Here is a 14,563-nt window from a genome sequence, read left to right as displayed (position 1 = left end):
AAATTAAAATAAACAAATCAAAGCAATCCATAACAATCATTCAAATTCTATTTTTATATTCGAGAGGGGATAAATTCCATGAGCACAATTCAAACTAGAAACAACACTTTTGCTAACAACGCCACAGCACTTCAAGATGTCCTGAACCGTCAGATTGCAGGCTGGTCCGTACTGTACACGAAACTGCATAACTTCCACTGGTATGTTCAAGGACCTCATTTCTTCACACTGCACGCCAAATTCGAAGAACTGTACAACTTGGCTACAGCGAATATGGATGAGGTTGCTGAACGCCTGCTTGCTATTGGTGGACGTCCGGTAGCAACCATGGCCGAACAGCTACGTCTGTCTCCGATTGAAGAGGCACAAGGACAGCTGTCTGCTGAGCGTATGGTAGAGTCGGTAGTTGCTGATCTGCGCACGATGGTGGAAGTGATTCGTCAAGGCATTCACGAAGCAGGAGAAGCGGAAGATAATGCAACAGAAGATATGTTGATTGGATTCACCGCTGCGATGGATAAAGAGGTCTGGATGTTAAACGCATTTCTGGGCAAATAAGCAAGGTCACCCTACATCCTGACAACGATATGTAGAGTCCGTGAACAAAGTGTCCGTTCGCTTACAAATCCGGTGTGCTTGCCGTATAATGATGGCATCCAAGATGTACAGAATGGTGGAATGAACAATGCGGTCAGACCTGGAACAATTGCAGGGGGAAGCTGAACGGTTTATATATACATGTTATGAAGAGCTGGGCTATTCGCGTGAAGACGCGCAGGCCCGGCTTGTTGCCGTTATGGGAGAAATCGAAGTAACGGGTACCTATGTGCACACCACAGATGAATTGGAGCAGGGTTGCAAAATGGCTTGGCGGAACAGTAATCGTTGCATCGGGCGGCTGTTCTGGGACAAATTGCGAATCGTGGACGCCCGTCATGCAGATACGGCAGGGACGGCAGCAGAAGCTGTGTTGAATCATATTCATGTGGCATCCAACGGAGGCAAAGTGATTCCGATGATTACCATTCTTCCACCCGATGGGCCGAATGGAACTCCGGTACGACTTTGGAATCATCAGCTCATTCGTTATGCAGGATATGAGACAGAGCAAGGCATTGTTGGAGATCCTGCTTCCGTGGAACTGACCAAGGCGGCGATGTCACTTGGCTGGCAGGGGGCAGGTAGCCCCTATGATGTGTTACCGCTTATTATTCAGGCACAAGGACAAGCCCCAGAGTGGTATGTTGTGCCAGCAGAAGAGATTGTGGAAGTGATGATTGAGCACCCGGAGCAGAAGGAGATTGCTGAGCTGGGTATGCGTTGGTATGGTGTGCCGATGATCGCCGATATGCGACTGGAGATTGGCGGTATATCCTATCCGGCAGCACCGTTCAATGGTTGGTATATGGGTACCGAGATTGGCGCCCGTAATCTGGCGGACACGTTCCGGTATAACAAGCTGCCTGCGGTGGCGGCAGCATTTGGATTGAATACGTCGAGTGAAACGACATTGTGGAAGGACCGGGCGTTGGTTGAGCTGAATGTGGCTGTGCTGCATTCGTTCAAGAAGGCAGGCGTGAGCATTGTGGATCACCACACGGCGGCAGCGCAATTTGCTATGTTTGAACAGCGGGAAGAGAAGGCTGGGCGTGAACTGACCGGGGATTGGGTGTGGCTGATTCCGCCAGTGTCCCCGGCGACAACGCATATTTTCCACAGCTCTTATCGCAATGAGATCGTGAAGCCGAACTTTTTCCGTCAGGATCAGGCGTATACCCTGAAAGATGGCGTGGCATCTGCTGCAGAGTCGCAAAGCAGCGAGCAGCAGAATGCACAGGTAGAGAATCACCAACCACAGGCCAGAGATACATTAATGAAATGCCCGTTTGCACACTGAGTTGTGCAGGCGGGTTATTTTTTGTGATCCTTTTTTATCCGAAAAGAAGGACTACCCCTGTTTCAATCGATACCGACTGCGCATTACAGCCTGAACTACAATGGCAGCAGCAATCAGCACAAGATTGAACACAAACACGGAGTACAGCGAGCCAACCTCCATCAATAGTGCTGCAACCAATGGAGATACGATGGAGCCGATCTCAGCCGCAGAGACAATTTTGCCTATGACGGAGCTTCGACTCTCGTCCGGGATATGATCACCAATATGGGCAAAGAACGAATCCATGTAACATGCACCGCCAACCCCGCCAATCAGCATGCCAACGTAGACCCATAGATGGGAGGACGTGCCTAGAAATACAACGACTTCAATTCCAATTAGGAACATACCGAGCATGCAAAGCAACAGACGATCGCCTAACCGGTCAGAGAGATAACCGACAAAGGGGGCAGCGGCAAGGGTAGAGATCCCGGAGACGGTGAAGGCGAGACTGGTTGCAAAGGGGTCCCAGTGCATGATGTGAGCTGCATACAGTGCGAAATAGGTGAGGAATACCGCATAGGCACTCATCTCCAGAAAATGCACCGTACCGTAGCCAATCAGCTGTTGCCGCCGGGTGAGCCTTGTATACACCTCCTGAGTAAGCTTTGCAACAGACGGTGATGAAGATAAAGGAGGTGCAGTGGATGTAGCAAAAGGGTGGGAGTCACTGGTAGTGTCATGACTTGCAATGTTATCCGTTGAGAATAGCGAATGTGTCGTCTTCATCCCCATCGCAGCGATCACAGCCATCAGACAACATACTGTAACGAGCAGAAAAGGAACCGACAAGGGCCAGTGCAATGCGAGCCAGCCACTAATCACAGGACCGAGAACCATACCGCCACCCTCACTACTGCTGATATATCCATTGTACAGTCCGCGGTTGTCCACACTTCCCCCATCCCCGATGATGGAACGCACGACCACGGTAAGCCCGGTGGAAGCGAGCCCTTGCAGCAGCCGGAGCAGACCGAATAATATCGCAGCAGAAGACAGCGCGAAGCCACCCATACAGACAGCGAGCAGTAACAGCATGAGGATGAGAGCACTTTTACCCCCGAGTTTCTTATAAATTGCTGCTGCTGGAATACCCCCAAGGGCTTTACCCACATAAAAGAGTGCAAAAATAACCCCCATCATCCATCCGGACAGGCCGAATTCCTCAATAAATAAAGGAAACAGGGGCAGGATCATGAAACCGCCCATCTGACTTAGGAAACAAACAGTCATCAGCAAAGGCAGATTACGACGAATATCCAAGAGCCAAGACTCCTCTCACCATAAAATGGAATCCCAAATGTGCTTCATTTTCCCAAAGAAATGCGTAGATATCGACATATACCCGTAATGTATGCAGGATTTTTGAAAATAAGAAGAAATGACACATGGCGTTTACATCAAAACCATTGCGGATATACCTGAATCATACAGAGGTGAGGCTGTGACGTTTTCCCGACTACCGCCTTCTTAGAATGAACATAAATATAGGCCAACCAGTAATATCTGGTTGAGCTAATAATAAGAACGGGGCTGTCCCTAGTCATTTTTATGACTTGTGGGACAGCCCCGATGTTAAATCACACCTATTACCAGAAACGTCTGCAATCATGTTGATGATGCTTATTCTTGCTGTCATGATCTGGAACAATTACGTTAACAACTGTTTTTTGAATGTTGCGCGACTTGGTCTTATTGTCAGCATCGTTTCTTGATCTGTTTTTTGCTTTGTTTTTAGATACGACCTTTGTTTTGTTTTTAGCATTACTTTTGGGGGAGAGAGGAGATAAGAAATTGGCCATTTTGAACACCTCCTTAATATCAATCTACTCTATACTATTCTCAAATCAATAATTAGCTTGTACATAAGACTACCTTTTAAAAAACAGATAGATTGCCTGATAGATTCGCCTCATGAGATGAATGAAAGCTCACGTTTTTCAGTTCTGTGAAAAAAAACCCGCAGAGTAATCTGCGGGTAATGTCAATCACACCTATTACCAGAAACGTTTGCAATCATGTTGATGATGCTTATCCTTGCTGTCATGATCTGGAACAATTACGTTAACAACTGTTTTTTGAATGTTGCGCGACTTGGTCGTGTTGTCAGCATCGTTTCTTGATCTGTTTTTTGCTTTGTTTTTAGATACGACCTTTGTTTTGTTTTTAGCATTACTTTTGGGGGAGAGAGGAGATAAGAAATTGGCCATTTTGAACACCTCCTTCTTTTCAATCTACTCTATACTATTCTCAAATCAATAATTAGCTTGTACATAAGACTACCTTTTAAAAAACAGATAGATTGCCTGATAGATTCGCCCCATGAGATGAATGAAAGCTCACGTTTTTCAGTTCTGTGCAAACAAAACCCGCAGAATAATCTGCGGGTAATGTCAATTACACCTATTACCAGAAACGTTTGCAATCATGTTGATGATGCTTATCCTTGCTGTCATGATCTGGAACAATTACGTTAACAACTGTTTTTTGAATGTTGCGCGACTTGGTCGTGTTGTCAGCATCGTTTCTTGATCTGTTTTTTGCTTTGTTTTTAGATACGACCTTTGTTTTGTTTTTAGCATTACTTTTGGGGGAGAGAGGAGATAAGAAATTGGCCATTTTGAACACCTCCTTCTTTTCAATCTACTCTATACTATTCTCAAATCAATAATTAGCTTGTACATAAGACTACCTTTTAAAAAAACAGATAGATTGCCTGATAGATTCGCCCTATGGGACGTTCTTTTGTAGTTTAAAGTTATTTAATAGAGTATATTTGAAGGTGAACTACATAAAGGGTTGCTTTTTGTTGCTATGGGGTATCCTAGACTCTTTAAGAATATAAAATTGCACATATTATAGATTCCAATTAGATTCTTGATCTGAAAAAAGTATGAATTTACGTTATCCGAAACATGACTCAAATAAAGTCGTGTATAATAGGTTGGATTTGTAGTGAAGGTAACTTGTGAAATGAATAGGCATTAGGGGGATACCTCAAGTATAAGGGGGCGATGTGAAGCATGTCAGAACAACAACCGATTATCCGCTTCGAAGCGGTGACCCAGCAATACGATCAGGATGAAGCCGTATTGAAGGCGGTCAGCTTTGAGATTGAGCGGGGTAAATTTTATACGCTTCTTGGCCCATCGGGCTGCGGGAAAACAACGATATTGCGGCTGATTGCCGGCTTTGCGGAGCCGACACAGGGCAGTATTTATTTTAACGGTGCGCTCATCAACCGAGTGCCTGCCCACCAGCGGCAGGTGAATACCGTATTTCAGGATTATGCGTTATTTCCACATTTGAATGTGTTTGAGAACGTAGCTTTTGGTTTGCGGATCAAAAAAATGAAAACGGCTGAAATTCGCAGCAAAGTGTTGGAAGCACTCAAATTCGTCAATCTGTCCGGTTATGAAAACCGTGAAATTGGTGAAATGTCTGGCGGACAACGACAACGTGTTGCGATTGCACGCGCAATTGTAAACGAACCCGAGATTCTGCTGCTGGACGAGCCGCTCTCGGCACTCGATCTGAAGCTACGGACTGAGATGCAGTACGAGCTGCGCGAGTTGCAACAGCGACTGGGTATTACGTTTATTTTTGTTACGCATGATCAGGAAGAGGCCTTGGCGATGTCGGATGAGATCTTTGTTCTCAATGGCGGCGTGATTCAACAGAGCGGTACACCGAATGATATCTATGATGAGCCGATTAACCGCTTTGTGGCGGACTTTATCGGAGAATCGAACATTGTATCAGGCAAAATGAAGCAGGACTTTGTGGTGGAATTTGCTGGCGCACAGCACGAGTGTGTCGATCAGGGTCTCCAGCCGGACGAGCCGGTAGAGATTGTCATTCGCCCAGAGGATCTGGAGATTACAACCGAAGAACAGGGCAAGCTCAAGGTCAATGTAGACTCCCAGTTATTCCGTGGGGTGCATTACGAAATATCCACATACGATGATGCGGGCAATGAGTGGCTTGTTCATTCAACGAAGAAAGCCGTTGTCGGCGCGCGGATTGGACTGTATTTTGACCCGGAAGCGGTACACGTCATGCGCTTTAACGAGACCGAGGAAGAGTTCGACAAACGACTCGAAGCCTACCAAGAGGCCGCTCATGCAGACTAAGGCCAGCACACGCAATGCGTATCTGATTCCATATGTATTATGGATGGTGTTGTTCGTTGTGGCGCCGGTTCTGCTGGTCATCTATTATTCGTTCTTCGATGTAGAGGGCAACTTCACGTTTGGCAACTACGCCCGGTTCTTCACGCCGGTATACTTGCAGATGACGCTCAGTTCGTTCTGGTATGCATTTCTGATTACGGCGTTCTCACTGCTAATCTCCTACCCGACGGCGTATATGCTGACCCGGACGAAGCACAAGCAGCTATGGCTGCTGCTGATCATTCTGCCAAGCTGGATCAATCTTTTGCTAAAAGCGTATGCCTTCATTGGCCTGTTCGGAACGTACGGCTTGACCAACTCCCTGCTAGAAGTGGTGGGTATTGGTACACAGCAGATTTTGTTCACCGATTTTAGTTTTATCTTTGTCTCGGTGTACATCTTCATTCCATTCATGATCCTGCCGATCTTCAATGCGCTGGAAGAGATGAATCCATCATTGATCTACGCGGCGCGTGATCTGGGGGCCTCATCGTGGCTGACGTTCCGCCGGGTTATCTTTCCGCTGACGATTAGCGGGGTGAAATCAGGCTGTCAGGCTGTTTTTATTCCTGCGCTGTCTCTGTTCATGATTACCCGCCTCATTGCGGGGAACCGTGTAATTACGCTGGGAACAGCGATTGAACAGCATTTTCTCGTCACCCAGGACTGGGGGATGGGTTCAACGATTGCCGTCTTTTTGATTATTGCGATGGCGATTATTATGTTCCTGACCGGATCAGGCAAGAAGGAGGTGCGTAATGGGAAGAAACGGAAAGCTGTCTAACGTCTATCTGGCCGTTGTATTCGCCATTTTGTACGCACCGATTGCGTATCTGATCTTCTATTCCTTCAATAGTGGCGGTCACATGCGCAGCTTTGAAGGATTCACGCTTGAATGGTACAGAGAGGTGTTCGCCGATACACGGCTGCTCATCATTGTACTGAATACATTCATCATTGCACTGCTGTCATCCGCGATCTCAACGATCCTTGGTGTAGCAGGGGCACTGGCGATCTACCATGTGCGTCGCAAACGAACCAGGAATACGTTGCTGTCACTTAATAACGTGCTGATCGTCAGCCCGGATGTCATCATTGGTGCGTCATTCCTGATTCTGTTCACCATGATTGGCATCAAACTGGGTTTCACTTCGGTCCTGCTGTCTCATATTGCATTCAGTGTGCCAATTGTCGTTATTATGGTACTGCCAAAGCTGCAGGAGATGAGTCCAACACTGATGGATGCGGCACGCGATCTGGGCGCTGGATCATGGCAGATTCTGACGCGTGTGGTGCTACCATACGTGAAACCAGGTATTTTTGCCGGATTCTTCATGGCGTTGACGTACTCGCTCGATGATTTTGCAGTAACATTCTTTGTCACGGGTAATGGATACTCCACACTCTCGGTAGAGATATACTCCAGAGCAAGGCAGGGCGTTTCGTTGTCCATCAATGCTTTGTCTACCCTGTTATTCCTGCTCACGGTGCTGCTGGTGGTTGGATATTACTTCATTAACCGCCGTGCAACACGGATACCACCCGGAGGAAAGGGGCTGCGTCCATGAAGCAACTGGTAAGGACATTTGCGCTTGTTTTTGTGGCCGCGTTTGCCCTGATGATTCTGGCTTCGTATCTGAACAAGAGTCAGGGGTATTCTGGCGGCAACACGCTGACCATCTATAACTGGGGCGATTATATCGACCCGGATCTGCTCAAGGAATTTGAGGATGAGACAGGCATGAAGGTCATCTATCAGACGTTTGATTCCAATGAAGCGATGCTGACCAAGATTGAGCAGGGCGGAACCACGTTTGATGTGGCGATTCCTTCTGAATATGCGATTAGCAAAATGAAAGAGGAAGACCTGCTCGTTCCACTCGATCATAGCAAATTAACCCATCTGGACAACATAGATCCACGGTTCATGGACTTGTCCTTTGATGAAGGCAACAAGTATTCCATCCCGTATTTCTGGGGAACGGTGGGGGTTGTGTACAATCCTGAGCTGGTGGATGGATTGACATTTGATAGCTGGAATGACCTGTGGGACCCACGTCTGAAAAACCAAATCCTGCTTCTTGACGGTGCACGCGAAGTCATTGGCATGGGGCTGAACAGTCTCGGGTATTCCCTGAACGATACCAACGAAGACCATCTGCAAGAAGCCCTGAAGAAGCTGTCTACACTGACACCAAACGTCAGAGCGATTGTTGGTGACGAGATCAAGATGTTGCTTGCGAACGAGGAAGCGGCAGTTGGACTTGTATGGTCCGGGGATGCGTCCGAGATTATGGATGAGAACGACAAGCTGGATTACATGGTGCCGGAAGAAGGTTCGAACCTCTGGTTCGATAATATGGTTATTCCAAAGACGGCGACTAATATTGAAGGAGCACACCAGTTTATCAACTTCATGCTGGACCCGGATCATGCCGCTCGCAATGCGGAGTATGTCGGGTATTCCACCCCGAACGCCGAGGCCCTTAAGCTGCTGCCGGAGGACATCTCCGAGGATGAACGTTTCTATCCAGACGAGACACTGACAGGCAAGCTGGAGGTCTACGATAATCTGGGCAAAAAAATGCTATCGCATTATAACGACCTGTTCCTGGAGTTTAAAATGCACAGCAAATAAGAGGTTCGAGTGAGATGCACCGGGTAAAAAAAACCCCAATAGCGTGTGTGCAGTTCGTTAGATTTGGAAAAAAGACAAAAAGGGGTGGTGCTCGTCATTCAACTGAAATGACGAGCACCACCCCTTTTTTGTTACCCGCTTCAGAGCAAAAAGCTAAGGTCATATTTTTTTCGTGTACACGTTAACGGAGGGGACAGAACAAACGAAGGAAGCGAAGCGGCCGCCTTTATCAACGGATTTTCCCATTGCTAGATGGGATTCAAAAAAATCCGGGGATAACAGCGATCCGAAGTTGTTCTGTCACCGCAGTGATCAAGTGGAAACGAATAAAGGATTACATGCGTTTTTTGCGACCCACCATGATCCACGCCCCACCCATAATCAGCACAATGGCCACGAACGGCTGGATAAAGCTCAAGCTGCTCAGCATCGTGCCAATTGACATTACGGCGAAGAACAACAGCGATATAACCGTCAGAATGTTGATAGGGATCAGCAACCATTTGTTCCGACCACCGAACCAGTACAATTCGAACAAACCAACAGCTACAGCCAGAATGAAGCCCGGCCACATCGTACTCCAGTTGTTGAACAGCATGGCGATTTGACACACGATACCAACGGTGAGCAGCAACCCACCAGGAACCAGCAGTCCAACCCCTCTGCCAATCATGGAGAAGTAGAGCCAGTGGAAGAACAGACCGAGTGGAATCACGAATAACGTGGGCCAGAAGGTCGCAAAGATCGTACCCGGACCGAGTGAACCTCCCTGATTCAGAATCAGATACACGCCCAGCAAAATGAGAACAGGCGCAAGGATCGTACGTTTAGCCATAATATCTCTCCTTCTCAATACAAGATCAATTTCCGAACGGTTGGTGTAAAGCAATTACTTTCGTTATTCACAGCATACCATGAACTGGAAAAGTCTATCCTCCGTCTTTGGAGTTAAAGTGAACCTAGACCAAAGTCTAGGTAGGCATGTTTGAGAAACTATACTCCCTAGATGAGAGTGTGGTTTGAACATGCTGAAAACCCACTCTGTTGAAGAGTGGGTCCTGTCATTCTTTTTATAAAATGAGAAGCTCGTTATTTCACTACATCTGAATGTTTCTTGTCCCAGCTGTTCACACCGTCATCCTCAATAATGGAGATAGCTGCGTCTGCGATGTCGGGATCGGTCATCAACTTCTCCTGAATACGGAACTTGATGTCATCTGCATCGGCAAGACTGAGTCCTTTGGTTAACTCAATCAGACCTTCCACATGATAATAACGACCTTCCTGAATGATACGCATCATCTGAATGTCAGCAACGTGCGTATCTGCCAGAATGGTCTGGGACACTTTGTCCTCAATATCCTGCGGAGCCGCTACTCCAATCAATCCGATCATATTATCATAACCGACACGGAAGGCTACAGCGATCATCAAACATCCAATAATCGTCGTTACAATACCATCAAGCAATGCAAAATTGGTTAAGGCAATGACCACGACGGAGATCAACGCTAGAAGGGCACCAAGTACAGCCACAACATCTTCGTAGAATACGAGACGGGTTGGCGGTGCAGCACGGCCTACATTTTTGATGGCAGCGGGGACCAGGGCAAATCCGGCGGCTTTGGGTGCGCGTGCTTCTTTGAGAATTTCCTTCATGGCTTTGATCAGAATCGCACCGTCGATCAGAATGTTCAAAACGAGCACACCGATGTTAATCCAGAGACCCCCGGAATGGCCGGCCGGATGCTGGAGCAGGTGGATACCCTCATGGATGGTTTCATAGGCCATAATCGTCACGACAATAACCGCGATCATGCAGAAAATGTTAATGACCCGTCCGAATCCGGTCGGGAAGCGGCGTGTAGGTTTTTTCTCGGAAAGCACACTTCCGACAAAAACAAACCCTTGGTTAATGGCATCAGCAAATGAATGCATCGCCGAAGCGAACATGGCACCACTGCCACTGAATAGGAAAGCTCCTCCTTTGCATACGGCAAGTACAGCATTACCTGCCATCGCTACGGCGGAGGATGTATTTCCCTTTTTGACGAGAGACATAAAGCTCTCAGACTTCGGTTGTTCAGCCACTTCGTATGTTCCTCCCAGATCAATGTGATGTGTAGAAAAGGTAGTCCTCATCTACATAGGTTGTGCATTTCCACTAAATGTTATTATAACCGCTTTGACATATCCCAGCATTATGCAAAAAAGGTCATATCATCATATGTATCTCAGTACTCAATGGCCTCCAAAGCACGTAAGTTCCGGTTGGATTGCTCCAAGAGTTCTGTAAACGTCCCGGCCACGTAGTATATAAAATCCGGATCGTGCACGTACATAATAATCTGCCCATATGTTCCTTGCTCTGTAGGATCAAAGTCGAACATCAGATACAGTGAGCCTCCTCCAAGCATGCCAAACGTAACCCATTTTTTTTGAAAAAGGTAGGGTTTGATTCGGGGATCAAGCTCACGGATCTCTTCTTCGGTATAATAATTATCCATGCGGTTCTCCACCAGCGTGGACTGCTCCTTTTGAATCTTTTCCAGGGATAACAGGTAAAATGGCTCGGATTCCCGTCCTTCCTCAAGGCTTGGGTACAAGACGTGAAAGGCATAACCGCTCCCATTTTTACGTTTATAAAACGCACGAAAATCAGCAGGCAATCGAATACCTTGTTCACGCTCGAATGCGTCGAGCTTCTCATCCGTTACGCCTTCAAACTCGCGATATGCCTCTAAGAGCTCCCGGTTTTCCTCATCCTGTACCTTTTCCTCTAGCAATTCATCCAATTCATCCATCAATTCATATATACGCTGTTCTGACATCCAAATCCCCTCCGTATGAGCTATTGAGATAACATGGTGAGTGATATGCGAGCAATCTGTGCCTGATTTCACCTCATATTATAGTTATAATCCGGAAAAGCACACAAGAAACCGGAGTCCTTGCTTACGTACTACAATGGTCCCATTATTCAAAGGCGGTTGTTGCATAATCAGCACACCTGGCTCCATCCCAAACCACTTTCTACAACCTTCATGAAAGTCGCTCCTAACAACAAATAAAGCGTGGTTTACAGGGACAATCCCTGTAACCCACGCTAATTATTTATCTACTATATAAGTAGTACTAACCTTTTATATAGTCCTCTTTAATCAAACTTCCAGCAGGACAAACTGAGGTTGCCATACTGATAGGCTTTGAACAGTAGTGAAGCCCGCTTGTTCTGATCTCCCGCACCCATGGCGAGTAACAGCGGTACAAAATGCTCCGGGGTAGGCACCGCGGCTGGAGCTGAAGGGGCCAGCTTGTCATAGGCAAAAAGGGACTCCGTATCCCAACTCACCAGCTTGTCATACAGCCAGTTGTCGAACTCTGATGCCCACGGGTCAACGCCGTTACTTTCCCAGTTCAATCGACGTAGATTGTGGACGGTTCCGCCGCTGCCAATGACAAGAATGTCTTGCTCACGCAAGGAAGCGAGCGCTTGTCCGACCTGATATTGCTGCTCACCTGTCAGATAGCGATTCACGGACAAGGCAATTACGGGAATATCCGCATCCGGGTAGAGCAGGCGCAGAACGACCCAAGCGCCGTGATCCAGGCCACGAACATCATCCGTTTGTACCGGAATCCCGGCTTCTGCAAATAAACGCTCCACTTCGGCAGTAGTCTCTGCCTGTCCTTGAGCCGGGTACTTGATCTGATACAGTTCAGGCTGGAAACCGCCGAAGTCATAAATGGTTTCGTAATTGGCTACCGAGGATACAAGCTGGGTTGTGGATTCCCAGTGAGCAGAGAACAATACGATTGCTTTGGGTTTCGGCAGTTCTTGTCCGAGTTTTTGCACAAACTCAGTATAGGCATTCTCCTCCAGTGCCAGTGATGGGGCACCGTGAGCAATAAACAGGGATGGCATCATTATGCATTCAGTCCTTTCGGGTCTTCGGCAGTCAGATTTGCATCCGTCCGAAGCCAGTGTTGGAATTGTTGGTATAGATCAGGGGTCACCTGGTGCCCACCGTTGTAAGGTACATATGTGACGTGATCGGTATGTTGACGGAAGAAATCGGCGTTATCTTCACCCAGTTGGAGCGGGAATAGATGATCTTGATCTCCATGCGAGATGAACACAGATAGCTCCGAATCGGGTTGCAGCGTGTACTCGTCTTTTACAAATTGCGGGATGTATCCACTCATGGCTACAATACCTTTAATTGCATCTCCCATCACCAGCGATAGGGTCATCGCCATAATGGCGCCCTGGCTGAATCCGGCGATATAACGCCGCGTAGGATCAATAGCATATTGGGCGGAAAGATCAACAATCAATTGTTGCAGTCCCAACACGGAGGCATCATATAATTCGCGGATGGGATTGCCAATGCTTTTGATCTGAAAATAAGCATAACCTCCACCCTGAACGATAGGCCCACGGATAGCGACAATAATAAAATCAGACTGCAGGGGCTCCATTAAACGAAGCATATCCTGTTCATCTGATCCCATGCCATGTAAGGAGAAAATTACGGGATAACGTTGATCTGGATTGTAATGAGACGGTAATCGGACTTCATGTATATAAGGAGAATTCATTGAAAACACCCACCTGATGAGGATTGAGTTAATATATCGCTCTGACAATAAAGTTTGCTAATATGAAATAAATATTCTTATTTATGAACAAAATTTATCATGGTTTGATTGTAGGGTCAATACTTTTTTTGTATGATGAATATATGTTATTTATAAGAAAAGTTAAAAACAGTTAATAGATAAGCGACTGCGAAGGATTCATATCTTATTCCCAAGGACGTGATCAGGATGTTAAAGCGTATCGTGCCTATTCTGAGGATATTTGATGAAAACAAGGCCAGAGAATTCTACCTTGAATATTTGGGGTTCCATTTGGATTGGGAACATCGATTTGAGCAAGATATGCCCTTATATATGCAGGTTTCGCTCGATTCTATCGTGATCCATCTGTCCGAACATCATGGAGATTGTACACCTGGAGCTGCCTTGCGTGTGGAGACGGATAACTTGGATGCCTTACATGGTGCACTGCGTCAGAAAGAGTACAAACATGCGAGGCCCGGTATAGAGGAGACGCCTTGGAATTCAAGGGAGTTGACCGTGACGGATCCGTTCGGCAATCGGATTATATTTGCTGAGGCACGCGCCGAATAAATCAATAGAAGGGGAGGGACGCGATATGGATATCGGCTTGGCTATTCGTACGATCCGTAAACAGAAACAGATTACCATCATGCAGATGTGCGAGGGAACCGGGTTGTCCAAAGGTTTTATCAGCAACGTGGAAAATAACAAAACGTCACCTTCCATTGCTACGCTTGAAAGTATTGCGGATTATCTGGAAGTGCCACTTCCCTATTTGCTGCTGACACCGGAGCAACGGATGAACGTGGTGCGTAAGAACGAGCGCAAGGAAACGACGGCGGGAAGCGGACAGATCAAAGTGCAGCAGCTTACAGCCAAAGGTGCGATGCGTATGTCCATTGTGGAGTTACCGCCAGGTGCTTCGACCGGGGTTAGCAAACATGCAGGAGAGGAGAGCCACCTGGTCTTGCAGGGCAAGATTCGTGCGGAGCAATGCGAAGATGTGGAAATTCTCGAAGCGGGTGATTCGTTTACCTGGAATGCCATCGTTCCCCACGAAGTGACCAATATCGGTGAAGAACCTGCGGTCGTACTGATTGCTGTGTCCAAGGAGTTGGGTTTGGATCATCTGTGGGATACATAAAGAGGAGGGAGCCTATGCCCCCTCCCACCTTTATCTATCTCATG

At 47.1% G+C, this 14,563-nt stretch carries 17 protein-coding genes; 8 read left to right on the top strand and 9 right to left on the bottom strand.

Going from position 1 to position 14,563, the window contains the following annotated elements:
* Positions 1–78: 78 nt before the first annotated feature.
* Positions 79–558 carry a Dps family protein gene (locus AC1S8V_RS28180; RefSeq protein WP_482071616.1) on the top strand — a complete coding sequence of 160 codons (480 nt, stop codon included), beginning with the start codon at positions 79–81 and terminating at the stop codon, positions 556–558.
* A gap of 127 nt (positions 559–685) precedes the next feature.
* Positions 686–1,897, top strand: coding sequence for a nitric oxide synthase oxygenase (locus AC1S8V_RS28175; RefSeq protein WP_482071615.1), 1,212 nt, complete (start codon positions 686–688; stop codon positions 1,895–1,897).
* A 51-nt stretch (positions 1,898–1,948) separates the two neighbouring features.
* On the opposite strand, the gene AC1S8V_RS28170 is transcribed toward AC1S8V_RS28175, so the two are convergent.
* From AC1S8V_RS28170 to AC1S8V_RS28155, 4 genes are all read right to left on the bottom strand, one after another.
* Complete coding sequence (locus tag AC1S8V_RS28170) at positions 1,949–3,202, bottom strand: MFS transporter (RefSeq protein ID WP_482071614.1); 1,254 nt, start codon at positions 3,200–3,202, stop codon at positions 1,949–1,951.
* A gap of 326 nt (positions 3,203–3,528) precedes the next feature.
* Entirely contained in the window at positions 3,529–3,741 is a 213-nt protein-coding gene (locus tag AC1S8V_RS28165) for a hypothetical protein (protein ID WP_482071613.1), read from the bottom strand.
* A 195-nt stretch (positions 3,742–3,936) separates the two neighbouring features.
* The gene (locus tag AC1S8V_RS28160; protein WP_482071612.1) at positions 3,937–4,149 is read right to left on the bottom strand and encodes a hypothetical protein; all 213 of its coding nucleotides are present in this window, start codon (positions 4,147–4,149) and stop codon (positions 3,937–3,939) included.
* 196 nt (positions 4,150–4,345) lie between these two features.
* Positions 4,346–4,558, bottom strand: a complete 213-nt coding sequence (locus AC1S8V_RS28155) for a hypothetical protein (protein WP_482071612.1) — start codon at positions 4,556–4,558, stop codon at positions 4,346–4,348.
* Positions 4,559–4,962: 404 nt separating this feature from the next.
* Here AC1S8V_RS28155 and AC1S8V_RS28150 point away from each other — a divergent pair, with 404 nt between their 5' ends.
* From AC1S8V_RS28150 to AC1S8V_RS28135, 4 genes are read left to right on the top strand one after another with little or no spacing between them, the layout of a single operon-like run.
* Positions 4,963–6,072, top strand: coding sequence for an ABC transporter ATP-binding protein (locus tag AC1S8V_RS28150; RefSeq protein ID WP_062836830.1), 1,110 nt, complete (start codon positions 4,963–4,965; stop codon positions 6,070–6,072).
* On the top strand, positions 6,062–6,895 hold the full coding sequence (locus tag AC1S8V_RS28145) for an ABC transporter permease (RefSeq protein WP_017691799.1): 834 nt from the start codon (positions 6,062–6,064) through the stop codon (positions 6,893–6,895). The genes AC1S8V_RS28150 and AC1S8V_RS28145 overlap by 11 nt, the downstream gene beginning before the upstream one ends.
* Positions 6,870–7,679 carry an ABC transporter permease gene (locus AC1S8V_RS28140; RefSeq protein WP_215077886.1) on the top strand — a complete coding sequence of 270 codons (810 nt, stop codon included), beginning with the start codon at positions 6,870–6,872 and terminating at the stop codon, positions 7,677–7,679. The genes AC1S8V_RS28145 and AC1S8V_RS28140 overlap by 26 nt, the downstream gene beginning before the upstream one ends.
* Positions 7,676–8,749, top strand: coding sequence for an ABC transporter substrate-binding protein (locus AC1S8V_RS28135; RefSeq protein ID WP_482071611.1), 1,074 nt, complete (start codon positions 7,676–7,678; stop codon positions 8,747–8,749). Before AC1S8V_RS28140 ends, AC1S8V_RS28135 begins: the two co-directional genes overlap by 4 nt.
* A 334-nt stretch (positions 8,750–9,083) precedes the next feature.
* Here the strand turns inward: AC1S8V_RS28135 and AC1S8V_RS28130 are convergent, their stop codons facing one another.
* From AC1S8V_RS28130 to AC1S8V_RS28110, 5 genes are all read right to left on the bottom strand, one after another.
* Positions 9,084–9,584, bottom strand: coding sequence for a hypothetical protein (locus tag AC1S8V_RS28130; protein WP_036667859.1), 501 nt, complete (start codon positions 9,582–9,584; stop codon positions 9,084–9,086).
* Between the two features lie 254 nt (positions 9,585–9,838).
* Positions 9,839–10,810: a cation diffusion facilitator family transporter gene (locus AC1S8V_RS28125; protein WP_482074601.1), complete on the bottom strand. Its 972-nt coding sequence runs from the start codon at positions 10,808–10,810 to the stop codon at positions 9,839–9,841.
* A 173-nt stretch (positions 10,811–10,983) separates the two neighbouring features.
* Positions 10,984–11,580 carry an SMI1/KNR4 family protein gene (locus tag AC1S8V_RS28120; protein ID WP_482071610.1) on the bottom strand — a complete coding sequence of 199 codons (597 nt, stop codon included), beginning with the start codon at positions 11,578–11,580 and terminating at the stop codon, positions 10,984–10,986.
* A 326-nt stretch (positions 11,581–11,906) separates the two neighbouring features.
* Complete coding sequence (locus AC1S8V_RS28115) at positions 11,907–12,677, bottom strand: DODA-type extradiol aromatic ring-opening family dioxygenase (protein WP_482071609.1); 771 nt, start codon at positions 12,675–12,677, stop codon at positions 11,907–11,909.
* Positions 12,677–13,351 (bottom strand): alpha/beta hydrolase, encoded by a 675-nt coding sequence (locus AC1S8V_RS28110; RefSeq protein ID WP_482071608.1) that lies wholly within the window; start codon positions 13,349–13,351, stop codon positions 12,677–12,679. The genes AC1S8V_RS28115 and AC1S8V_RS28110 overlap by 1 nt, the downstream gene beginning before the upstream one ends.
* 228 nt (positions 13,352–13,579) lie before the next feature.
* On the opposite strand from AC1S8V_RS28110, the gene AC1S8V_RS28105 reads away from it, so the two are divergent.
* Together AC1S8V_RS28105 and AC1S8V_RS28100 are read left to right on the top strand one after the other, a co-directional pair.
* The gene (locus tag AC1S8V_RS28105) at positions 13,580–13,945 is read left to right on the top strand and encodes a glyoxalase superfamily protein (RefSeq protein ID WP_482071607.1); all 366 of its coding nucleotides are present in this window, start codon (positions 13,580–13,582) and stop codon (positions 13,943–13,945) included.
* 25 nt (positions 13,946–13,970) lie between these two features.
* Positions 13,971–14,519: a helix-turn-helix domain-containing protein gene (locus AC1S8V_RS28100; RefSeq protein ID WP_482071606.1), complete on the top strand. Its 549-nt coding sequence runs from the start codon at positions 13,971–13,973 to the stop codon at positions 14,517–14,519.
* Positions 14,520–14,563 lie beyond the last annotated feature (44 nt).

This window comes from Paenibacillus sp. B46(2026) (assembly GCF_056786355.1).
This window is presented reverse-complemented; position numbering and strand designations above follow the sequence as displayed.

Bases quoted from the DNA above. Each gene is read 5' to 3' on its own strand.
- AC1S8V_RS28180 (WP_482071616.1), top strand. From the start codon at position 79: ATGAGCACAATTCAAACTAGAAACAACACTTTTGCTAACAACGCCACA.
- AC1S8V_RS28175 (WP_482071615.1), top strand. From the start codon at position 686: ATGCGGTCAGACCTGGAACAATTGCAGGGGGAAGCTGAACGGTTTATA.
- AC1S8V_RS28165 (WP_482071613.1), bottom strand. From the start codon at position 3,741: ATGGCCAATTTCTTATCTCCTCTCTCCCCCAAAAGTAATGCTAAAAAC.
- AC1S8V_RS28160 (WP_482071612.1), bottom strand. From the start codon at position 4,149: ATGGCCAATTTCTTATCTCCTCTCTCCCCCAAAAGTAATGCTAAAAAC.
- AC1S8V_RS28155 (WP_482071612.1), bottom strand. From the start codon at position 4,558: ATGGCCAATTTCTTATCTCCTCTCTCCCCCAAAAGTAATGCTAAAAAC.
- AC1S8V_RS28150 (WP_062836830.1), top strand. From the start codon at position 4,963: ATGTCAGAACAACAACCGATTATCCGCTTCGAAGCGGTGACCCAGCAA.
- AC1S8V_RS28145 (WP_017691799.1), top strand. From the start codon at position 6,062: ATGCAGACTAAGGCCAGCACACGCAATGCGTATCTGATTCCATATGTA.
- AC1S8V_RS28140 (WP_215077886.1), top strand. From the start codon at position 6,870: ATGGGAAGAAACGGAAAGCTGTCTAACGTCTATCTGGCCGTTGTATTC.
- AC1S8V_RS28135 (WP_482071611.1), top strand. From the start codon at position 7,676: ATGAAGCAACTGGTAAGGACATTTGCGCTTGTTTTTGTGGCCGCGTTT.
- AC1S8V_RS28130 (WP_036667859.1), bottom strand. From the start codon at position 9,584: ATGGCTAAACGTACGATCCTTGCGCCTGTTCTCATTTTGCTGGGCGTG.
- AC1S8V_RS28125 (WP_482074601.1), bottom strand. From the start codon at position 10,810: ATGTCTCTCGTCAAAAAGGGAAATACATCCTCCGCCGTAGCGATGGCA.
- AC1S8V_RS28120 (WP_482071610.1), bottom strand. From the start codon at position 11,580: ATGTCAGAACAGCGTATATATGAATTGATGGATGAATTGGATGAATTG.
- AC1S8V_RS28115 (WP_482071609.1), bottom strand. From the start codon at position 12,677: ATGATGCCATCCCTGTTTATTGCTCACGGTGCCCCATCACTGGCACTG.
- AC1S8V_RS28110 (WP_482071608.1), bottom strand. From the start codon at position 13,351: ATGAATTCTCCTTATATACATGAAGTCCGATTACCGTCTCATTACAAT.
- AC1S8V_RS28105 (WP_482071607.1), top strand. From the start codon at position 13,580: ATGTTAAAGCGTATCGTGCCTATTCTGAGGATATTTGATGAAAACAAG.
- AC1S8V_RS28100 (WP_482071606.1), top strand. From the start codon at position 13,971: ATGGATATCGGCTTGGCTATTCGTACGATCCGTAAACAGAAACAGATT.